We start from the raw sequence: 16161 nt of genomic DNA, 5'->3' as shown, positions 1-16161 counted from the left end.
TTATAATTTAAAGGGTTACCTGAATGCCTGCCACAATAGTTCTGAGAGGTGGCATTTTATATAAATTTTGAGTTTCAGGATCTGTCCCTCTGTAACTTGTTATAGTTAATAAATTGTTTCCCGTAACGTAACATTTTAAATTTTTAACATGAATACGTTGTAGAAGAGCAGGGTTAAAACTATAATAAATGGCGGCGTTCTTTAACCGTATAAAAGATGCGTCACTATACCTGGCGGAATTGGTGTACACACGGCTAAAAAAGGTAGTGGCTGCATCGTAGGCCGGTGAACCAACTGCCCAGGAATACCTTTCAAATTCAGTCTGATCTCCTGGCTTTTGCCATCTGTCAAGCACCGTTGTCGGATAATTCAAAAAAGATCGGCCTATTCCCTGAGATGGTAAACTGTTTAAATAATTCGATCCCGGCTGCTTTCTGAACTCAAAGAATATATCTATTTCAAATCTTGATATAGTAATAGTGTTTCTAAACGAGCCATAAAACTTTGGATCAAGACTGCCAAGAGGCACCTGGTCTTTTAATGGGTCAGGAGTGGTAGTAGGTTTGCCATCAATATCTAAAAATGTGTAAACGCCAGTCTCAGGGTCAACGCCATTATATTTATATCCCCTTGCCTGGTTAAGTGATTTGCCTATTTCTAAATAAGATGCATAACTTGATGTACTTAGTTCAGGAAAGGCAATAAGTTTATTTTTGGGAAGCGTCAGTAGGACGGAGGTTGACCATTTAAACTTAGGTTTATTAATAATCTTTGAATTAAAATCAAATTCAAATCCGGCATTTTCAATAAGTGCATTCAGATTTTGTATAAGAATGGGAAACCCGGACTGTGATGGCATGGGATAATAAATCAATTGATTACTGCTCCGGTTACGATAATAACTGGTGGAAAATATTATTCGGTCTTTCAAAAGACCAAGCTCCAGGCCAGCTTCCAATTTGCGGTTCACCTCCCAACTGTAATCAGGATTAAATAAGTTCTTTGGCGTTAAACCCGGGGTGCCCTGATAAGGGGCATCAGTTGAACTCCATGCAGGCAGGAAAAGATAATTGGGCAGTTTATCATTACCTGTTATGCCATAACTTGCTCTGAGTTTACCAAAGCTTAACAGCGGGAAACCATCAAGAAATTTTTCATTGGAGAAAATCCATGCCGCTCCTACCGCTCCAAAATTGGCAAATTGCTTTCCAGGCCCAAACCTGCTGCTACCGTCACGTCGTCCGCTAAAATTGATTAAATATTTACCATCATAGTTATAATTTATTCTGCCAAAAGCGGCAGCATATTTATATTCATCGTTTAAATTGTTGGGCGGTGAAATAGCTGAAGCGGCATTCACATTATTTATTAAAGCATCATTTACAAACCCCGCTGCTGATATGGTCGTTGCATCTGACAGTAATTTTTGCCATTCATATCCTGCCACGACACTCATTACATGTCTGTTGAAATCCTTTTTAAATTCTATTTGTGGCTCGAAAATCCAGGTTTTAAAATTGCTCTTACCCAGTTCTAAACGACCTTGTGGATTGTTGACTGGGTTTTCGGACGATTTGGGTATTGTTTTAGTTTCGTTGACAAAAACCATGTTAAGCCCACTGTTTGCAGACACTGTCAACCATGGAAAGATTAAATAAGAAAGCCGGACATTATTTAGAAAATTTTCAGATTTCGCAAGATAACTTTGTTTTAAATAGCTATAGGGATTTGCGAGAATTCTTCCATTATAGGACCACACCAGATTTCCATTACCATCAATTAACTCAGGATAGTTAGGCGCAAGGTTTATACTTGTCGTGAGGTCCGTTTCTGTAAGCTTATTATAGTCTGATAAAATGATGCCGTTATAGGAAACACTTAATTTTCTGTCGACGGAACTGTGGTTTATATTTAAATGCAGAGACCCTTTACGGTCAAACATGTCACCTGGATAAACAGTAGTTTCTCTCCTGTAACTTACGCCTAACAAAAACTGCGTATTAGCATTTCCACCAGATAAACTGGTTTCAATATTTGTCATTTTTGCAGTACCACCAATTAAACTCTTTGTAAAATTGGTATAGCGGCTGGAATCAAAAACCAGAAGATCAGGTGCATTTATAGGATTGGGAACTACATTATCGTTGGCAAATGCTTCCTTTCTAAAAGAACGGAAGTGTTCTGTGTTTAAAAAATCCATCGTCCTGGTAACCTTGCTAATACCCGAATAATAATTCACCTGCACCTGTGTTTTACCGGTTTTACCTTTTTTTGTGGTGATTAAGACTACTCCATTAGCACCACGGCTTCCATAAATGGCGGTGGCATCAGCATCTTTGAGGACATCGATGCTTTCGATTTCACTAGGGTTAAGTAAACTAAATGGGCTGAGGCCAGCATCTGTACCAAGAGCAGATGTAAGTTTGCTGACCGGCAGATTATTGGGAGCAAAAGGTATTCCATCAATAATAAATAACGGATCGTTAGAGACACCGAGCCCGCTGACGGAGGCGGGCAAGGAAGTTCGTCCCCTTATCTCGATATTAACAGGAGATCCCGGTAGCCCCGAGTTTTGAGTAACGGTCATCCCTGCGACACGCCCGGATAGTGCGGCGAGAGGATTGGAAACGGGTTGTCGCTGAATCTCCTCTGCCTTTACCGTCGATACGTTGCCAGTATTCATGCGCTTGGTGACTGAACCGTAAGCTATGACTTGCATTTCGTCAAGAATACTGATCTTAGACTTTAAGTTAATAACCAGATCCTTTTTACCCGAAACTTTTAATTCAAAGGTTTCCATGCTCACATGTGTAAAAACCAAAGTAGCATCATCGTCTCCAGCAAAAAGCGTAAACTCCCCATTAGCATCGGTAACAGTAGACTTGTCTGACGCCTTGATTCTTACCGTCACTCCTTCAACCGGATCACTTCTTTCATTGACCACACGTCCTTTTATATTAATAGGAGGAAGAGACTCATTTACTTTTTTTTCGGTCTCTCGCGTTTTAACAAAAACACGTTTGTCTTTGATTATATAGGACAAAGGCTGGTCTTCAAATATTTTATCAAGCGCTTCTATTAATGGAACATTTTCTACGTGAATAGTAACCGGCTTGGCATTTTCAAGCTGATCACTTCTAAACCAGAAAACCATTCCAGTCTGACGCTTAACCTTTTCGAAAATGGTTGAAAGAGGAGTGCCTTTTTCATTTAAAGTCACAGCCCCTTGGCTGAAGCCATTTGCAAACACGTGCAAACACGAGATTAATAATATAGTCGCAGTCAATTTCATAATCCGCAGTGTTTTGGTTATAGGCGGACATAGATAATAAATTACCATTACCTTTGAGTGTTAAGGTTAAATAATACGATACCAAACGTTTTTTCCTAACCTTGATTCGGCCATGCGGTTGCGCCCGCATGGCTTTTAAATGCCTGAGATGGCAAGAAGTTAGTCGGATGTGGTCAATGGCCATGGCTTGGCAAAACAATCAATGATAAGGGTGATCGGTTGGCTAGCCAACATTGAAACATTCGGATAGGTAATAGTTTAATTGACGCAGATTGGTGATTTACCGTTTCAAGCACAGGCACACCAGAGTGGATGTATTAGAGATTAGTTTTTCAAAGGATTGAGATAGAATTATAAAGGGTTCGTTACTGTTCCGGAATAATCAGGCGGTTTCCTTCAATTCGACATTTTATGTCACTCATCTGTAATGACTTTAATAATTCAGCTAGTGGCATTGATCTACTTGCCTCACCATTTAATTTGAACGAGGGAACCGCACCTTCATAAACTATCTCAATATTGTACCACCGGGCAACTTGTCTAAGTACCGCAGATAATGGCGTGTTATTAAAATAGAATTTTCCATTTTTCCAGGCCATCACTTCCTCCAAGTCCGCTTCTTTATAAATAGCGACTTGCCCCATTTTTGATATCGCCTGTTCTCCTGGCTTTAGTATTTTTCCGTCACTATTGACTGACGTGGAGACGTTTACTTTTCCTTCCAGAAGTGTAATTTTAATATCCGTTTCATCGTCATAAGCGTTGATATTAAAATGAGTACCAAGCACCTGCACCTTAAGATCTCTCACCTTCACATTAAAAGGTATTTTAGCTTTTGATTGCGAATTCTTTACAATCTGAGCTACTTCAAAATAAATCTCACCGGAAATTTCAACATTTCGGCCATCGCTATCGAAAGCCGTAGGGTACCTTATACTGGAACCGGAGTTAAGCCAAGCTTTCGTACCGTCCTTAAGAACGAGTAAATATTGTCCGCCCTTCGGTACAGTTAACGTGTTATAAATAACTTCATCGCCCTCGCCTCCACTGTAAATAAGGCCTTGTTCATCTTGAGAAACAACAACACTACCATCTGAGGCTATTACTCCTTTTTGGCCGTTATCTAAATAGATTCTTTTGCCGTTAGACAGCGTCAAAACGGCTTTGCTACTGCCTGGCGCTACGTCATTTAATACAGTTTCAGTAGCGGCCTTTTTTGTAGCAGTGCGCTTTCCGCCCACTTCTATAAAGACAATTGTAGCAAAAGCTCCCAGCAGGACCGCGGCTGCGATGTACCGAAATATTTTTACATCTAACTTCCGAACGGATGCCTTTTGAGGAGCCGATAATTGCTCTTGCAGTTTTGCCCAAGCAAGTTCAGGGTCCCCACCGGCCTTATCCCAAGACACTACTTTTTCGTTTACCTCGTCGATATCCATAAGCTGTCTTATCCGGCGCTTATGAACGTCCGATTTTGCAGCCCATGCCTCTAAGAACTGCTGCTCTTCTTCGGTAATCGTCTGATTAATATACTTTAAGATAAGGCTGCCTATTGCTGGTATATCATCCATAACGTTTCAATCGTTATACAAATTAGTAAAATCTTCATAACAATTCCATAACACACTTATACTATAGAAACGACACTTAGATGGGTTTGTCTAAAGAAAAATCTATGATTTTGAAACTTTTTTTCAAGAAACAAAAGGACGCAGGACATATTGTAAAACTCCACCATGAACTAACATAACGAGTAAAAGGAAGTTTCGATCGCCTAGCTTTTTACGCAATAAGACCATAGCTCGGTGCTTTTGATTGCGCACTGTTGATTCAGTTACTCCTAAGGTGGCGGCAATTTCAGTATACCCTTTTTTCTCATAATACAGCATTTCCACAACCTGGCGGCATTGGGGTGGTAAATCTTGTACGGCCTCATAAACTGCTTTAACAACACCGGTTTCCGCTTCTTCGATTTCAAGGAAAGTGTTATCATCCAGCCTAAAAATGTCATCTTGAAGGTAACTGAACTCGTGTTTTCTTTTCCTATCTCTTTCCTTGGCTTTTAAGTAATCTAAACATCTGTTGCGCGCCGATATATACAAAAACGCCCGGATATTGACCAGCGTAGCAAATTGAGTATGCATTCGAAACAACTTTTCTAATGAATCAATTGCTATCTTTTGCCCTTCATCTGTATCTCCGGTTAGCCTCTCAGTGAAATAACAAATATCTTTATAGAACTTATCAAAGACCAATTTAAAGGCTGTCGCATCACCAGCTTGGAAACGGATTAAAATTTCTTGTTCGTCCTTCATGAAGTTCATATCGCAAATTGCTAAAAATATTTAGCTTAAATACCATTGGATTTATAAATCAATATTTTTGGATGGTTTATCTGCAATGATAATTCAAAAAATACTGGATTGTCAGATTCTCAATGAGAAAGGCCGGTTACTCGGCGCACTATGCAGACTTTCAACTACTTATGTACAAGTTACTAAATATGATAAAAAAATACAAATCTAGTTTCAACAGCTTTTTGGTATAAACTATACGTAACTGAAACATGTTTGTACCATCGGGTGTATTATATTGCTGATAGTTTTATGCACGTCCTATAAACTCTTATCCTCATGACCACGCTGGCAAAACGCATATACCTGTTCCTCGACGACCAATGCGGTCGGTATCTAAATTCTAACCTGATTGAATTCAATTTAAATATCGATAATACCATATTCGTCATGCATTGCATTAATCCACCTCCAGAAGAATATGCAGATTTCGGTTTGTACTATCCACATAACACATTAGACGATTTCGCGCGGGAATTTGAAGTGACTTCAGTGCGGCAATTGAAGACTATAACTGCCGAACAGTTTTGGATACTATATAATAAAGGAAAGGCAGAGGTTTATTGCTCAATAGTTGCTGGCGTTATCTTCTATGCAGTGTATTTTCGGTTAACCAATAATCAAACTATGATTGTTAGGGACGATTATAATAGACAAAAAGAACTTAAAACTATATTAACTACACCCAAGCAATTCATAGAGTATGCGCAAGGCTTCTTTTGGGAAAATGAAGGATAGCACTGGTTCACCGCAAGTGGACCAAAAAATAAGAAATCAAAACTCACAGGCGAATTAGTCATTCCGAACTCCCTTTATTTGAATCAGCCTTTACAAACAACAAATGGGCTAAATCCGGATCGTTTTTTATCCGTTCAATTTCAGTTTCAATAATCTCAATGACATCATTTTTGATCTGTATATAGTTATTTTGAATTTCGATAGGGGGGATATTTCGCTTAGGCAATGCTCTATAAGCATCTTCTTCAGCTTTAATTGCAGCGTGGTCATTTTGAATTTCAGCATGAAAAGCTTTTAGTTGCATTTGCTGATCAGGATTATCAGCCAATACTCCCACAAACTCACCTGCGGATAACATTGCAATCTTGGCCGGGGGCACAGCACTATCTAGTTGTGTACTTCGGCTAACGTTAGTTTCAGTTCTATTAATCGATACGCTCTCACGCTCTTGTATAATCTTGCCTATGATTTCTGAAACCCCTTTTGCTGTATCACCGGTCGCCTGGCCACATAGAATATTACCTGCCAAATTGAAAATGACATCGGCCTGCTCACGCCCGTAGCTCTTTCTTAATTGAGCGATGTTTTGGATTGCCAGATAGACAAAAATTCGATAGCCGCGGGAAATTGCCAGGAAATTTTCGATGCCATTGGCGAATATGCTGGAGAATTCATCGGCAATGATGCAAGATTTTTCCATACCCTTTTTGGGAAGTATGCGAAACACACGGTTTAAATACAGGGAGATAACTGCACCATAAGTTTGCGTTTTTTCCGGATTATTGGCAAGAACAACGATTTTTGGATCAGTAGGATTATTAATATCAAGTGTGAAATCGTTTCCAGATAACACGTAATATAGTAACGGGCTTGCCAAACGTGCTAATGCAATTTTCGCTGAGGCAATCTGCCCTTCTAATTGCTCCATGGCGCGGTTACAGTACGCCGTAATAAATGGGTTTATCAAAACTTCTATCTCCGGTTCGGTACCTAGGACCGGAAATAAATCTTCATATTCCATTTGCATCAGTTCAATAACATGAGGAAGCGTGCAATACTTTCCATCTTTATATTTCCTCAAAAACCAAATGATTGCTGTAACAAAATTTATTGGAGACTCAACAAAAAAATCTCCGGTTTTCTGAATCCATTGCATGTTGAGACCCAAAAGAATTGTCCGGCTGCTTTCTGTTGCATCGGTAATATCTCGCATACTTGAAGGTTCAAGGGGGTTGCATCTATTGATAGGTTCATCGAAATTGATGATGAAAAATCGGGGAACAACTTTATATAAATGTTTTGCCTTGAGCCACGAGTTGTAGGCAATCTTTGCGAGATCATCGTACTTGAAATCATACAGCAGCATGCCCGGAAACTGCCGACGTTCAATCTTCTGTTTTATTATATGTCGAATAATAAAGTACGTTTTACCGGCACCGGGAGAACCTAAAACGAGGCACATGCGTGCACCATTGATTAAATTGATCCACATTTGCCGGACCTTTCCTTTGTATCGATACTTTGCTGGAAGATTAACACTGTAAGGGTTTTCAAGCAATCGTTCCTCTTGGGGAAAGGTTTCATTTTCTTTATTAAAAATGTCATCTCTCATCCGTACTTTGATGAGTCGACTAATACGAGCGCCACCAGAAAGAACGAATAAATACCCCAAACTTGTAGTAACAATATATAAAACTGCTGTTGCGGTAATCGAAAAGTCGAAGTAAAACCAGATAACACCTCCCCAGTAAAAAGCAATTCCAAAAACAATATGTAAAATGACCTTTGCAGCTTTAGCCTTAATGTCCTTTTTGCCACGACTGCCTACCAACGATACAATCAACAAACCTAGGGCTATTAGTTTTGACAGGTAGTTGTTTGCAAAAATCCCTGAATTGGCGAGGTTTAATATTAGCCTCTCAATCATAGGATGCGTCAAGTGCCATTCCTTAAATGCGGCATAACAGCTGACTAAAAAATGCAACCCCAAAATCACCACACTTACTTTTCTAAATAAGTCAATTATAGCCCTCAGGCTCTGTTCATTCTCTCCCGTACTCATATACACCTCCATTCTTTTTCACATTGCCAACTCTACTTTAGTAACGTCTTCGTCTACTTTTCTTCTTTGCCTCTCGTAACAGAGCGGACGAAACTGAACGACCACTTTCGGCTACTTCAAAACAATCATCAACAATTTTAATGAGATGGCTAATCGCCTTCTCTCTGGTTATATCGTGCACGTCATTAAGAATTGATAATATCAAATCCGGCGACGAATTCTTTAATTGGTCTTGTAAATACTTAGTTCGTTCAGGGGAGACACCATTCACATGCAGGTATCGTGCAAACTTGTATGGTAACAGGAAATCATGGGTAATGGGTGATGCTAAATGCCGCATAATATAGCTTGGAATTTCGCCCTCAACTGGTTCAGCGCTCAATAACAATCCCTTACTCAACCATTGTACCATAACGGAGTTTATTCCGGCGTCAAATTTTGTTGAAGAAAGAGCTTCTGTGATGACTTGGTTATTTTTTGAATTATTTGAGTCGTCATTTTTCCGAAGCAGATTTGATAACAGAACTGCTCCAGGATATTTTTTTAAGTCTGACGCATTAAAAACATGAAATGTTTTTCGATCCACATATGTAATTCCATACGTTCTTCCATCCTTATTCTTGCGAACAACTACTGAAATTTCATATTTATCAAGTTCATTTAAAAGTTGCGTTTCGCTACCACCCTTCGCTAAGACATCATCAATAACCCTGCATACGCGTCCCTTGTAATCATCCTTTTTCAAGGCATTTTTTACAAACCTTTCCTTCAATTTTTTAGTCGTAGGCTCATCGAATATTGCGCTGGCTTTTATACCTTTTCCAATTTTATTTCCTGCCGGGTCTAATAAAAAGTAAAGCAATCCACCGTATTCATGCATTCGCATTCCCGGTTGGCCGGGATCAGCCGTAACATTAAATGCGTTCAATACTGCATTAAATTCTCCAAATGAAGTGTATTTGAAATGATGAAACACACTCCGAACAACATTGCTGATTTCTGCTTTAGTGTGGCGCCTACCATATTGCGCTTTTGTCAAGTCAGCTGGCCGTATTACCGCCCGGTCAATACTGTTGCGGCCTTTTGCCCGTACCAAATTAAAATCGCGTTCTATTTTTTCTCTAACAATAGAAGAGGTAGTTTTGCCCAGGTTATGCAGCCGGATCAGATCGCCATCGGCCTTTATCGGAGTGCTGACGATGTGCAAATGAGGATGGGCAGCATCTAAATGACTATATACAAGATACGGCTGGTAGCCAAAACCAATTCCTTCCATATACCTTTCTGCGATTTCCAAGAGTTGCTCGTTGGAAAGATTATCAGAGGAATCAAAATTGACAGAAATATGAACACATCGATGATCTACTGACGGTCGCAAATCAGCTAGGCGTTGCAAAACATTCAACTTTTCTTTAAATGAAAGTTGTCCCAAATCTTTGGGATACCTGACTGCAGCCAAAAGCTTTGCATCACCATCTTTAACTTTATTTTCATTATATGAGACTGCCCCTCTAATCACTTCTCCACTACCAATTATTGTAACCATTTATCTGAAAACAAGTCTATTTTGTTCTGAATTTGTTGAATGCGTCTCAATAACTCTTGCTGCATCTCTAAGCTATAGGGCACCCAAACATTTGCATCAGTTTTGGGAATAGTATTTACCTTTTTTACAACCTGATTGAAATTTTTACTTAAAGCGTGAAGATCAACACGTAGCTGTATGAGTATCTGCATAAGCTCATCCAGCGATTTATCGCGTGTTAGAATGGTAATGGGTTTGTCGAAAATTGCACTTCTTGCATACTCACTAACCATGCGAAACGTTGTCGTCTTCAATCGTTCGTTCAACAAATTATGTTCAGCTTCAGTAAGACGAATATGACACCAAAACTTTCTTGGTTCACCCGTCTTTTTTTTAAATTTACCCATAGACACCTCCCGATTCAGTGTATTAACTGCTGAGTTCCGAAGCAGTCTTTTTCATGGCTACACGACTTCGGAGTGAGTAGCCAAAACCCGTTGTGTGATACAACGGTACATCTTGCTGGCGACAAACGACAGTCGCCGGTATGTCCCCGTAGATATAGAGCTTTTTAAGAAAGCTTATATATTCAATCTGTGCCTACAAGGCTTACCTGTGCATAAAACGATACCATTTTATAACCTTACATTGAATATTTCCGGATTGTCTACTCCGTACCTGCGAACATTATCTTTTAGGTCAATCCAAAGCGCAATCATACAATCGGCAACCTCAATAAGCTCTTCCTTAGTTAAGTTATAAATGTTTTTAACTGAGGTAATTTCTTTATTGTTTTTTGAGTCGTGATCATAGAAAAAGACTAACCTGGAATAATAGTCAGCCAATTCAAGAGATGATATTATAGTAAATATTCCGCCCGGCACTTTGATTTGTCGCCCGTTACTGAATGTGATAATGTCTTTCTTAAATACTGCCATAGAAAATATATTGCATTAAAGTTTCCTGCTTCCGCCAAACCATTTCTTTATCAGTCTGGGGCACTTAGTTGATTTCATTTGCAAGGGCTGGATTGAAGCTTGATACACGTCTTTGGGTTCTGGTAATTTTCCATTCCGGCTATAAGGATAAAAAGCGTTGTGATCGCCTTTGCTAACTTGTAGTCCAGAAAGTTCAGCCGGATATTCATACTTCGGATCAAATTTTCCCTTAAACGTAAACTGTATAGGGTCACTGTTGAAAGTCGTAGTTATCGTTAAACTAAAATTCGAATTTTCGAGGTCTTCACCGTACCAAACCATTGACACGCGATCTCTGGCCTGCTCGTGGAAGGCAAAAAGGAGATAGGATTTTAATTGAGCTTCGAGCGATCCGGTTGACTTTTCACGTGGCAGATTTGTATAGCCGGCGTCCTGTATTGGCTTCATAAATTCGGTAACATTCCTCTCAATGAATTCAGGCAGTTCCATCGTATCCTATATTTTGTAAGTGACTACTTTGCTTGCCAATTCTTGCAAAACCCGTGGTTTGATGCGTCCAGGATGTTTTTGCAAAAAGTTGGTCGCTGTTTCAACTGCTGCCATGAACGTGTGCACCTTCGCGTTTGGACACACCCGCCCGTCTTCCATCGACCTGTTTCTAATAAAGTCCATAAGCGTCCCTTTGTCATTTTTATCCGCGAAATTTCTGAATACAGTTTGGCCGTTTCGTTTTGACAGTCTAATGATTTCTAATGGCTCTTCCTTCAAAAACAGTCTTGTACTTAATGGGGTATACCCTGATTTCATCAGATAATTTTCAAAGGAAATTTTTGAATTAAGATCGGTGCCCTGTACTGCCAATTCATCAATAAGCTCTTTCGTAAACATTATGTATTCTCCCATGTTTCAAAAGTTTTATAGTTAAGATGTTTGAGTTTTAGAAGCCATTTACACAAGGATAAGCGTTCACATTTATTTATTACCGGCTTATGGTGAAAGTGATTGTTTTAGAAGTTCCGGCGGAACCTCTCGCGTAATCTGACTGGAAAGGCGTTGCTGTTAAAGAATAAACTCCTACAGCCGGAGGATTCCAACTACCATAATAGAAGTTGCCTTTTCCATCATCCCCATGTAGCGCATAGGGGGCGTTGCTATCTATAGAAGTCTTGCTTTGCTGACCACTTAACTGAAATTTTATACTCCCAGTTGTTGTTGTATTTGCTCGAATGTTTGCTTTGGTAAGATTAAGGCGACTCAGACTAATAACGTCACCATCTCTAATTGTCAAAACATCTTTTTCTGTAGCAGAGTTAACGAGAATAAAATCTGTTATCATGTTCCCGGTAGATCTGGTTGATGGTGTTGCTTGATTTATTGTGTCGGTTACATCATCTGGTGGTATACTGGCGGTTGGGAACATATCCTCATAACTTGCATATTCATTTCCCAATTTAATTTCATCGAAGTAAAGAACGCGTCTACTAGTCGCTGAAGTTTGACTACCGTTCCAACTGGATTTGTATATACCAATTTTCCAAAAAGGGAGATGAAATGTACTGTTAATTGCATAAGCATTGGGACCGTTACGATATAGTATTTTTTGGGCGCCGCGCCATATTTCAATCAACCCATCAGAGCTGGCGCTGTGATTGACGTGCATGATATAGGTATGCCATGTGTCTTTGTTCAAAGCACCAAGATCAACCCAGGTTTCACCAAGTATCCTAAGAAAAAGATGGTCAGATTTTGTCCGCAGACAAAGTGGTGAAGTAACGCTGCCGCCCTGGTGCCATTGCGAGACAACTTCATCTTCAGGATCAAATTTATAATCGGAGCTAGGGAAATACAAAGCAAATGAATACCAGCGTTTGGGACTGGTTGCCATCGGAAACGTAAGTTCTGCTCTTGTTCCACCTTGTACTTCGGCATCGGTGTTTCTCAATTCAAAACGTATAGACTTTGTACCGCTGAAGTGTTGAATTGTCGAAGCTGTTATAGAATAGTAAGCTGCTGCTTGAAGTTTTGCGTAAGAATTATTGAACCAGCCCAAATCCGCATTTTCATAATAAAGAAGGCTGCCCACAGCCTGGTTATTGACGATCTTGTTGATAGGCGGTAAGCTTTTGGGCCTACAATCAGCGCCTTTTTTTCTACAGGAACACAAAGACACCACAAATAAAAACAAGGCGATTAACCGTAGCCTTTTCGTTGGCCACCTATTTTTTTCAAAAAAAGGAAAATAACATCCAACCGCTTTGGCCACGGCTTCGCCATGATAATTCCCTCTCACTTTCTTCATTAATCTATTACCTCCTAACATTTCAAATCCCTCCATTTGTTTTAATTATATATCATTCTCAAGGTCGAGGCTTTAACATGTATAACTGCTCAAGCCTTAACATTAATCATATACTTTTTCCTTTTCCGATTGAAACAGAAATTCCCTTTCTTGATGCTCGAACCTTATTAACTCTTTTGTTTTTATTAGCCTGCTTTTCAATTTTTTTTAAAATGGTATTTACACCAGCTGCAGGCGCCATATCAGTCATATTAGCATTCATTTGCGCTAGCAACCTACGCGATTCAAAACCGGGCACTACCGGTTTTAAAGGGGACAAGTCAATTCTGTCGAGATACGACGAATGAATGGAAAGAACCGCTCCATTAACATCAGTTTTGCCTTTAGGATGATGATAAGTTGTATGTTGATAATTTACTGCGGCAAATGTTTTATACCCTGTGCCATCTGATTTTATTTCGCTTAAATGAATACCGGAAAAATATCCATTGAAACCTTTATCCCACGCTAAACTTTCTTCCATTCGAGCATAAGTGATATTGAGCATAGCGTGAAATGGCGCGACAATATCCTTGTAATGGAAAACATCCTGGTTAATGATGTCTACTAGTTGCCTACTTCTTATCTTGCCATCGCTCACAAACAATTTATTGTTAAACGAAAGCTGAAAAGGCAGATTTTCCTTTTTAAATGACGGAATACCCTCGCGCATAAGTTTTAAGCCAGTACTCGGCAACAATAGGTCGGTTGGTTCCTGTACAGTATAAGCTGCTAAGACATAATTGTGTTCGGAGCTATAACCTTTAAGGGATGCCAGCGAAGCCGATGCTTCCTGCTCGAACGCTAATACGCCCTCTGGAAATATATAAAACTGCCCAAACACATTTATTCCATCTTGCTCTAAAGTTTTGCTGCCGATTTGAACAAGTAGTTTATTGATGCCATATCGATCAGTAATAGATACATTTTTTATTTGTGGAATATTTAGATGTTTAGCATTCGAAGAATAGCAATCCAGATCGTAGTCAACCAATGCATATAAAGCAGACTTAAGATCGATAAAATGCATTGTCCGGTTGAATTTCCAACCGTCTGAACTCACCTCCATATTCAACTTATATTTCCATTCATCGTAACTCATAAAACATCAATCAATGCATCTTTTTATTGCCTCGCTTTTCATTACCGATCTTTACAGTTCTGCTTTTCTTATCCCTCGTACTCTTTTGCAACTCAACTAATCGCTCGAAGAACTCTTGCAAACTTGCGGGATTCGTTTTGCTAACAGCGACAAAGTCCTTTTTAAACGCATCATCAGCCTGGCCATCATCTTCTAACGTTAACAACTTGTTTCCTAAACGAATTGAAAAATTGTTCTTTGTCATACATCATCTTTTAAACATATTCCATGTACGTAACCCATTCAACATAGTCAAAACGCCTCGCAAGATTCAGCGCATCCACCGCCTTCGCAGTCCAGGCACGGATCTAGCCAGTAAGTCATAAAGGCGCTTGTTCATCCACCGGAAAAACTGATCATTAGTTTATCTTTCATTACGAATCCCTTTAGAATTAACGCGCATATTATTGAATAGATGGATCTTTAAAGTATCGCTCTATCTCGCTAACAGGCACATAAATTTTCCTTTTCTTTTTAATTGTTTTTATCTTGCTCGCACCAACAAGCTCATCAAACTTTGATCTTCGAATTCGTACTGCGTCCATAAATTCGATAGCAGTAACATAATTTTCAGGTATGTCTGTTTTATATTGTACTGGCTGAGTAGTCAGTACATTTAATCTGTCGATAATAATCTGTTGTTGAGTTTTTATTAAGTTTAAGTCCTCAGCAGGAATCATCAACACTATCGTCGAAGCACTCAAATCCATTCAACCACATTTTAAGAACCAAAAGTAATTTCCCGAGTAGCTGTTAATTCACACATTTTCCCATATGGGAAAAATTCTCTTATTACGCTATTATATTGCATTACTAAATAGATTGAGTATGAAAAAGTGGAAGCAAATGATAATGGATAACATGTTTTTAAGAAATGCTTGCTCAGATATATTTGGCCGTTATTATTTTATTAAGGAAAGGGGAAACTTCAAGCCTTATATTCAATATAAAATCGGCCCACCAGAAAATGACTGGTACTTGTATTTTCGGAAGTTGCCTTATCCCCGCCAGTATAATAAAGCGTTTATTCAACGGTTAGTAGCGCTTGATCCATCACAGGCCATCAACTTTTTGTCATTTCATTACAAAGCCTATCCAAATAGGGAAGAGTTTATCAATTGCCTAAAGCTGACCTTGATTGAATCGAGTTGTCAGGTGCGCGACTACCTACAGAGGCATAAAATTGCGAAAGCAATAATGTGGACCCAGCTTCAAAGCGATTTGCTTCAATTTGACAAATCCTTAAAAGCCGAAATTCAAAACTTACTTCAACCCACATTCAATGATCCAGATGATATAATGGAGCATGAAGTTCATCAGATTTCGGAACTCGTTTCTTCTGGTGTACGTGAAAGGTTAAAGAAGTCGATTTAAAGCAGAAGTGATAAAGTAAGAAGTGATGAAAGAAAATAATGCAAATACACCGGTTTTGATACCGATGGAGCAGGAAGAGTTTTGGGGTCAAATCCGTCTTATCATACGTGAGGAACTTGCAAAGCTGCAAAAGGGGCAGGTAAAAACAACAACCGCAATAGATGTCCCGGGTCTAACGTATAAGCCACTTTATAAGATGAGGGAGGTATGCCAGTTGTTTGGTGTGACCAGGCAAACCATTTATGACTGGATTGAACATGGCAAACTTAAACCGTACCGGATGCGATCACGCGTGTATTTTTTGCATAACGATATTATTAAGATACTTCCCATTTGATGGATAAATAATTGCTGTAAAATTTTAACGGGAAGATGTGGAAAAAGACCTTGTTTTTTATA

At 39.3% G+C, this 16161-nt stretch carries 16 protein-coding genes; 3 read left to right on the top strand and 13 right to left on the bottom strand.

Annotated elements, in window-relative coordinates; all coding sequences use genetic code 11:
• Window positions 1–7 precede the first annotated feature (7 nt).
• From GGD38_RS30900 to GGD38_RS30890, 3 genes are all read right to left on the bottom strand, one after another.
• On the bottom strand, window positions 8–3292 hold the full coding sequence (locus GGD38_RS30900) for a SusC/RagA family TonB-linked outer membrane protein (RefSeq protein WP_375303384.1): 3285 nt from the start codon (window positions 3290–3292) through the stop codon (window positions 8–10).
• Window positions 3293–3657: 365 nt separating this feature from the next.
• Window positions 3658–4863 (bottom strand): FecR family protein, encoded by a 1206-nt coding sequence (locus GGD38_RS30895; protein ID WP_375303385.1) that lies wholly within the window; start codon window positions 4861–4863, stop codon window positions 3658–3660.
• 123 nt (window positions 4864–4986) lie between these two features.
• Window positions 4987–5607, bottom strand: coding sequence for an RNA polymerase sigma factor (locus tag GGD38_RS30890; RefSeq protein WP_375303386.1), 621 nt, complete (start codon window positions 5605–5607; stop codon window positions 4987–4989).
• A gap of 318 nt (window positions 5608–5925) precedes the next feature.
• Here GGD38_RS30890 and GGD38_RS30885 point away from each other — a divergent pair, with 318 nt between their 5' ends.
• Window positions 5926–6384, top strand: coding sequence for a hypothetical protein (locus GGD38_RS30885; protein ID WP_375303387.1), 459 nt, complete (start codon window positions 5926–5928; stop codon window positions 6382–6384).
• A gap of 58 nt (window positions 6385–6442) precedes the next feature.
• Here GGD38_RS30885 and mobC read toward each other — a convergent pair whose 3' ends face one another.
• The 10 genes from mobC to GGD38_RS30835 form a co-directional block, all read right to left on the bottom strand.
• Window positions 6443–8446 carry a conjugal transfer protein MobC gene (mobC, locus tag GGD38_RS30880; RefSeq protein WP_375303388.1) on the bottom strand — a complete coding sequence of 668 codons (2004 nt, stop codon included), beginning with the start codon at window positions 8444–8446 and terminating at the stop codon, window positions 6443–6445.
• Window positions 8447–8483: 37 nt separating this feature from the next.
• Complete coding sequence (locus GGD38_RS30875; protein WP_375303389.1) at window positions 8484–9992, bottom strand: relaxase/mobilization nuclease domain-containing protein; 1509 nt, start codon at window positions 9990–9992, stop codon at window positions 8484–8486.
• On the bottom strand, window positions 9980–10378 hold the full coding sequence (locus GGD38_RS30870) for a mobilization protein (protein WP_375303390.1): 399 nt from the start codon (window positions 10376–10378) through the stop codon (window positions 9980–9982). Before GGD38_RS30870 ends, GGD38_RS30875 begins: the two co-directional genes overlap by 13 nt.
• 228 nt (window positions 10379–10606) lie before the next feature.
• Window positions 10607–10909 (bottom strand): hypothetical protein, encoded by a 303-nt coding sequence (locus GGD38_RS30865; RefSeq protein ID WP_375303391.1) that lies wholly within the window; start codon window positions 10907–10909, stop codon window positions 10607–10609.
• Between the two features lie 15 nt (window positions 10910–10924).
• Window positions 10925–11398 (bottom strand): hypothetical protein, encoded by a 474-nt coding sequence (locus GGD38_RS30860; RefSeq protein ID WP_375303392.1) that lies wholly within the window; start codon window positions 11396–11398, stop codon window positions 10925–10927.
• A gap of 6 nt (window positions 11399–11404) precedes the next feature.
• Window positions 11405–11812 (bottom strand): hypothetical protein, encoded by a 408-nt coding sequence (locus GGD38_RS30855; protein WP_375303393.1) that lies wholly within the window; start codon window positions 11810–11812, stop codon window positions 11405–11407.
• A gap of 76 nt (window positions 11813–11888) precedes the next feature.
• Window positions 11889–13244, bottom strand: coding sequence for a polysaccharide lyase (locus GGD38_RS30850; protein WP_375303394.1), 1356 nt, complete (start codon window positions 13242–13244; stop codon window positions 11889–11891).
• Window positions 13245–13314: 70 nt separating this feature from the next.
• Complete coding sequence (locus tag GGD38_RS30845) at window positions 13315–14349, bottom strand: hypothetical protein (protein ID WP_375303395.1); 1035 nt, start codon at window positions 14347–14349, stop codon at window positions 13315–13317.
• 10 nt (window positions 14350–14359) lie between these two features.
• Complete coding sequence (locus tag GGD38_RS30840; RefSeq protein WP_375303396.1) at window positions 14360–14593, bottom strand: hypothetical protein; 234 nt, start codon at window positions 14591–14593, stop codon at window positions 14360–14362.
• Between the two features lie 199 nt (window positions 14594–14792).
• Window positions 14793–15098 (bottom strand): hypothetical protein, encoded by a 306-nt coding sequence (locus GGD38_RS30835; RefSeq protein ID WP_375303397.1) that lies wholly within the window; start codon window positions 15096–15098, stop codon window positions 14793–14795.
• A 118-nt stretch (window positions 15099–15216) separates the two neighbouring features.
• Here GGD38_RS30835 and GGD38_RS30830 point away from each other — a divergent pair, with 118 nt between their 5' ends.
• Together GGD38_RS30830 and GGD38_RS30825 are read left to right on the top strand one after the other, a co-directional pair.
• Window positions 15217–15762 (top strand): hypothetical protein, encoded by a 546-nt coding sequence (locus GGD38_RS30830; protein WP_375303398.1) that lies wholly within the window; start codon window positions 15217–15219, stop codon window positions 15760–15762.
• A 25-nt stretch (window positions 15763–15787) separates the two neighbouring features.
• A complete protein-coding gene (locus tag GGD38_RS30825) occupies window positions 15788–16099 on the top strand; it encodes a helix-turn-helix domain-containing protein (protein ID WP_375303399.1) in 312 nt (103 codons plus the stop codon).
• Window positions 16100–16161: the final 62 nt, after the last annotated feature.

The organism is Niastella sp. OAS944, from assembly GCA_024809215.1.
GTDB lineage: Bacteria > Bacteroidota > Bacteroidia > Chitinophagales > Chitinophagaceae > Niastella.
Note: the sequence above shows the minus strand (reverse complement) of the source record. Positions and strands in the feature narration are given on the sequence as shown.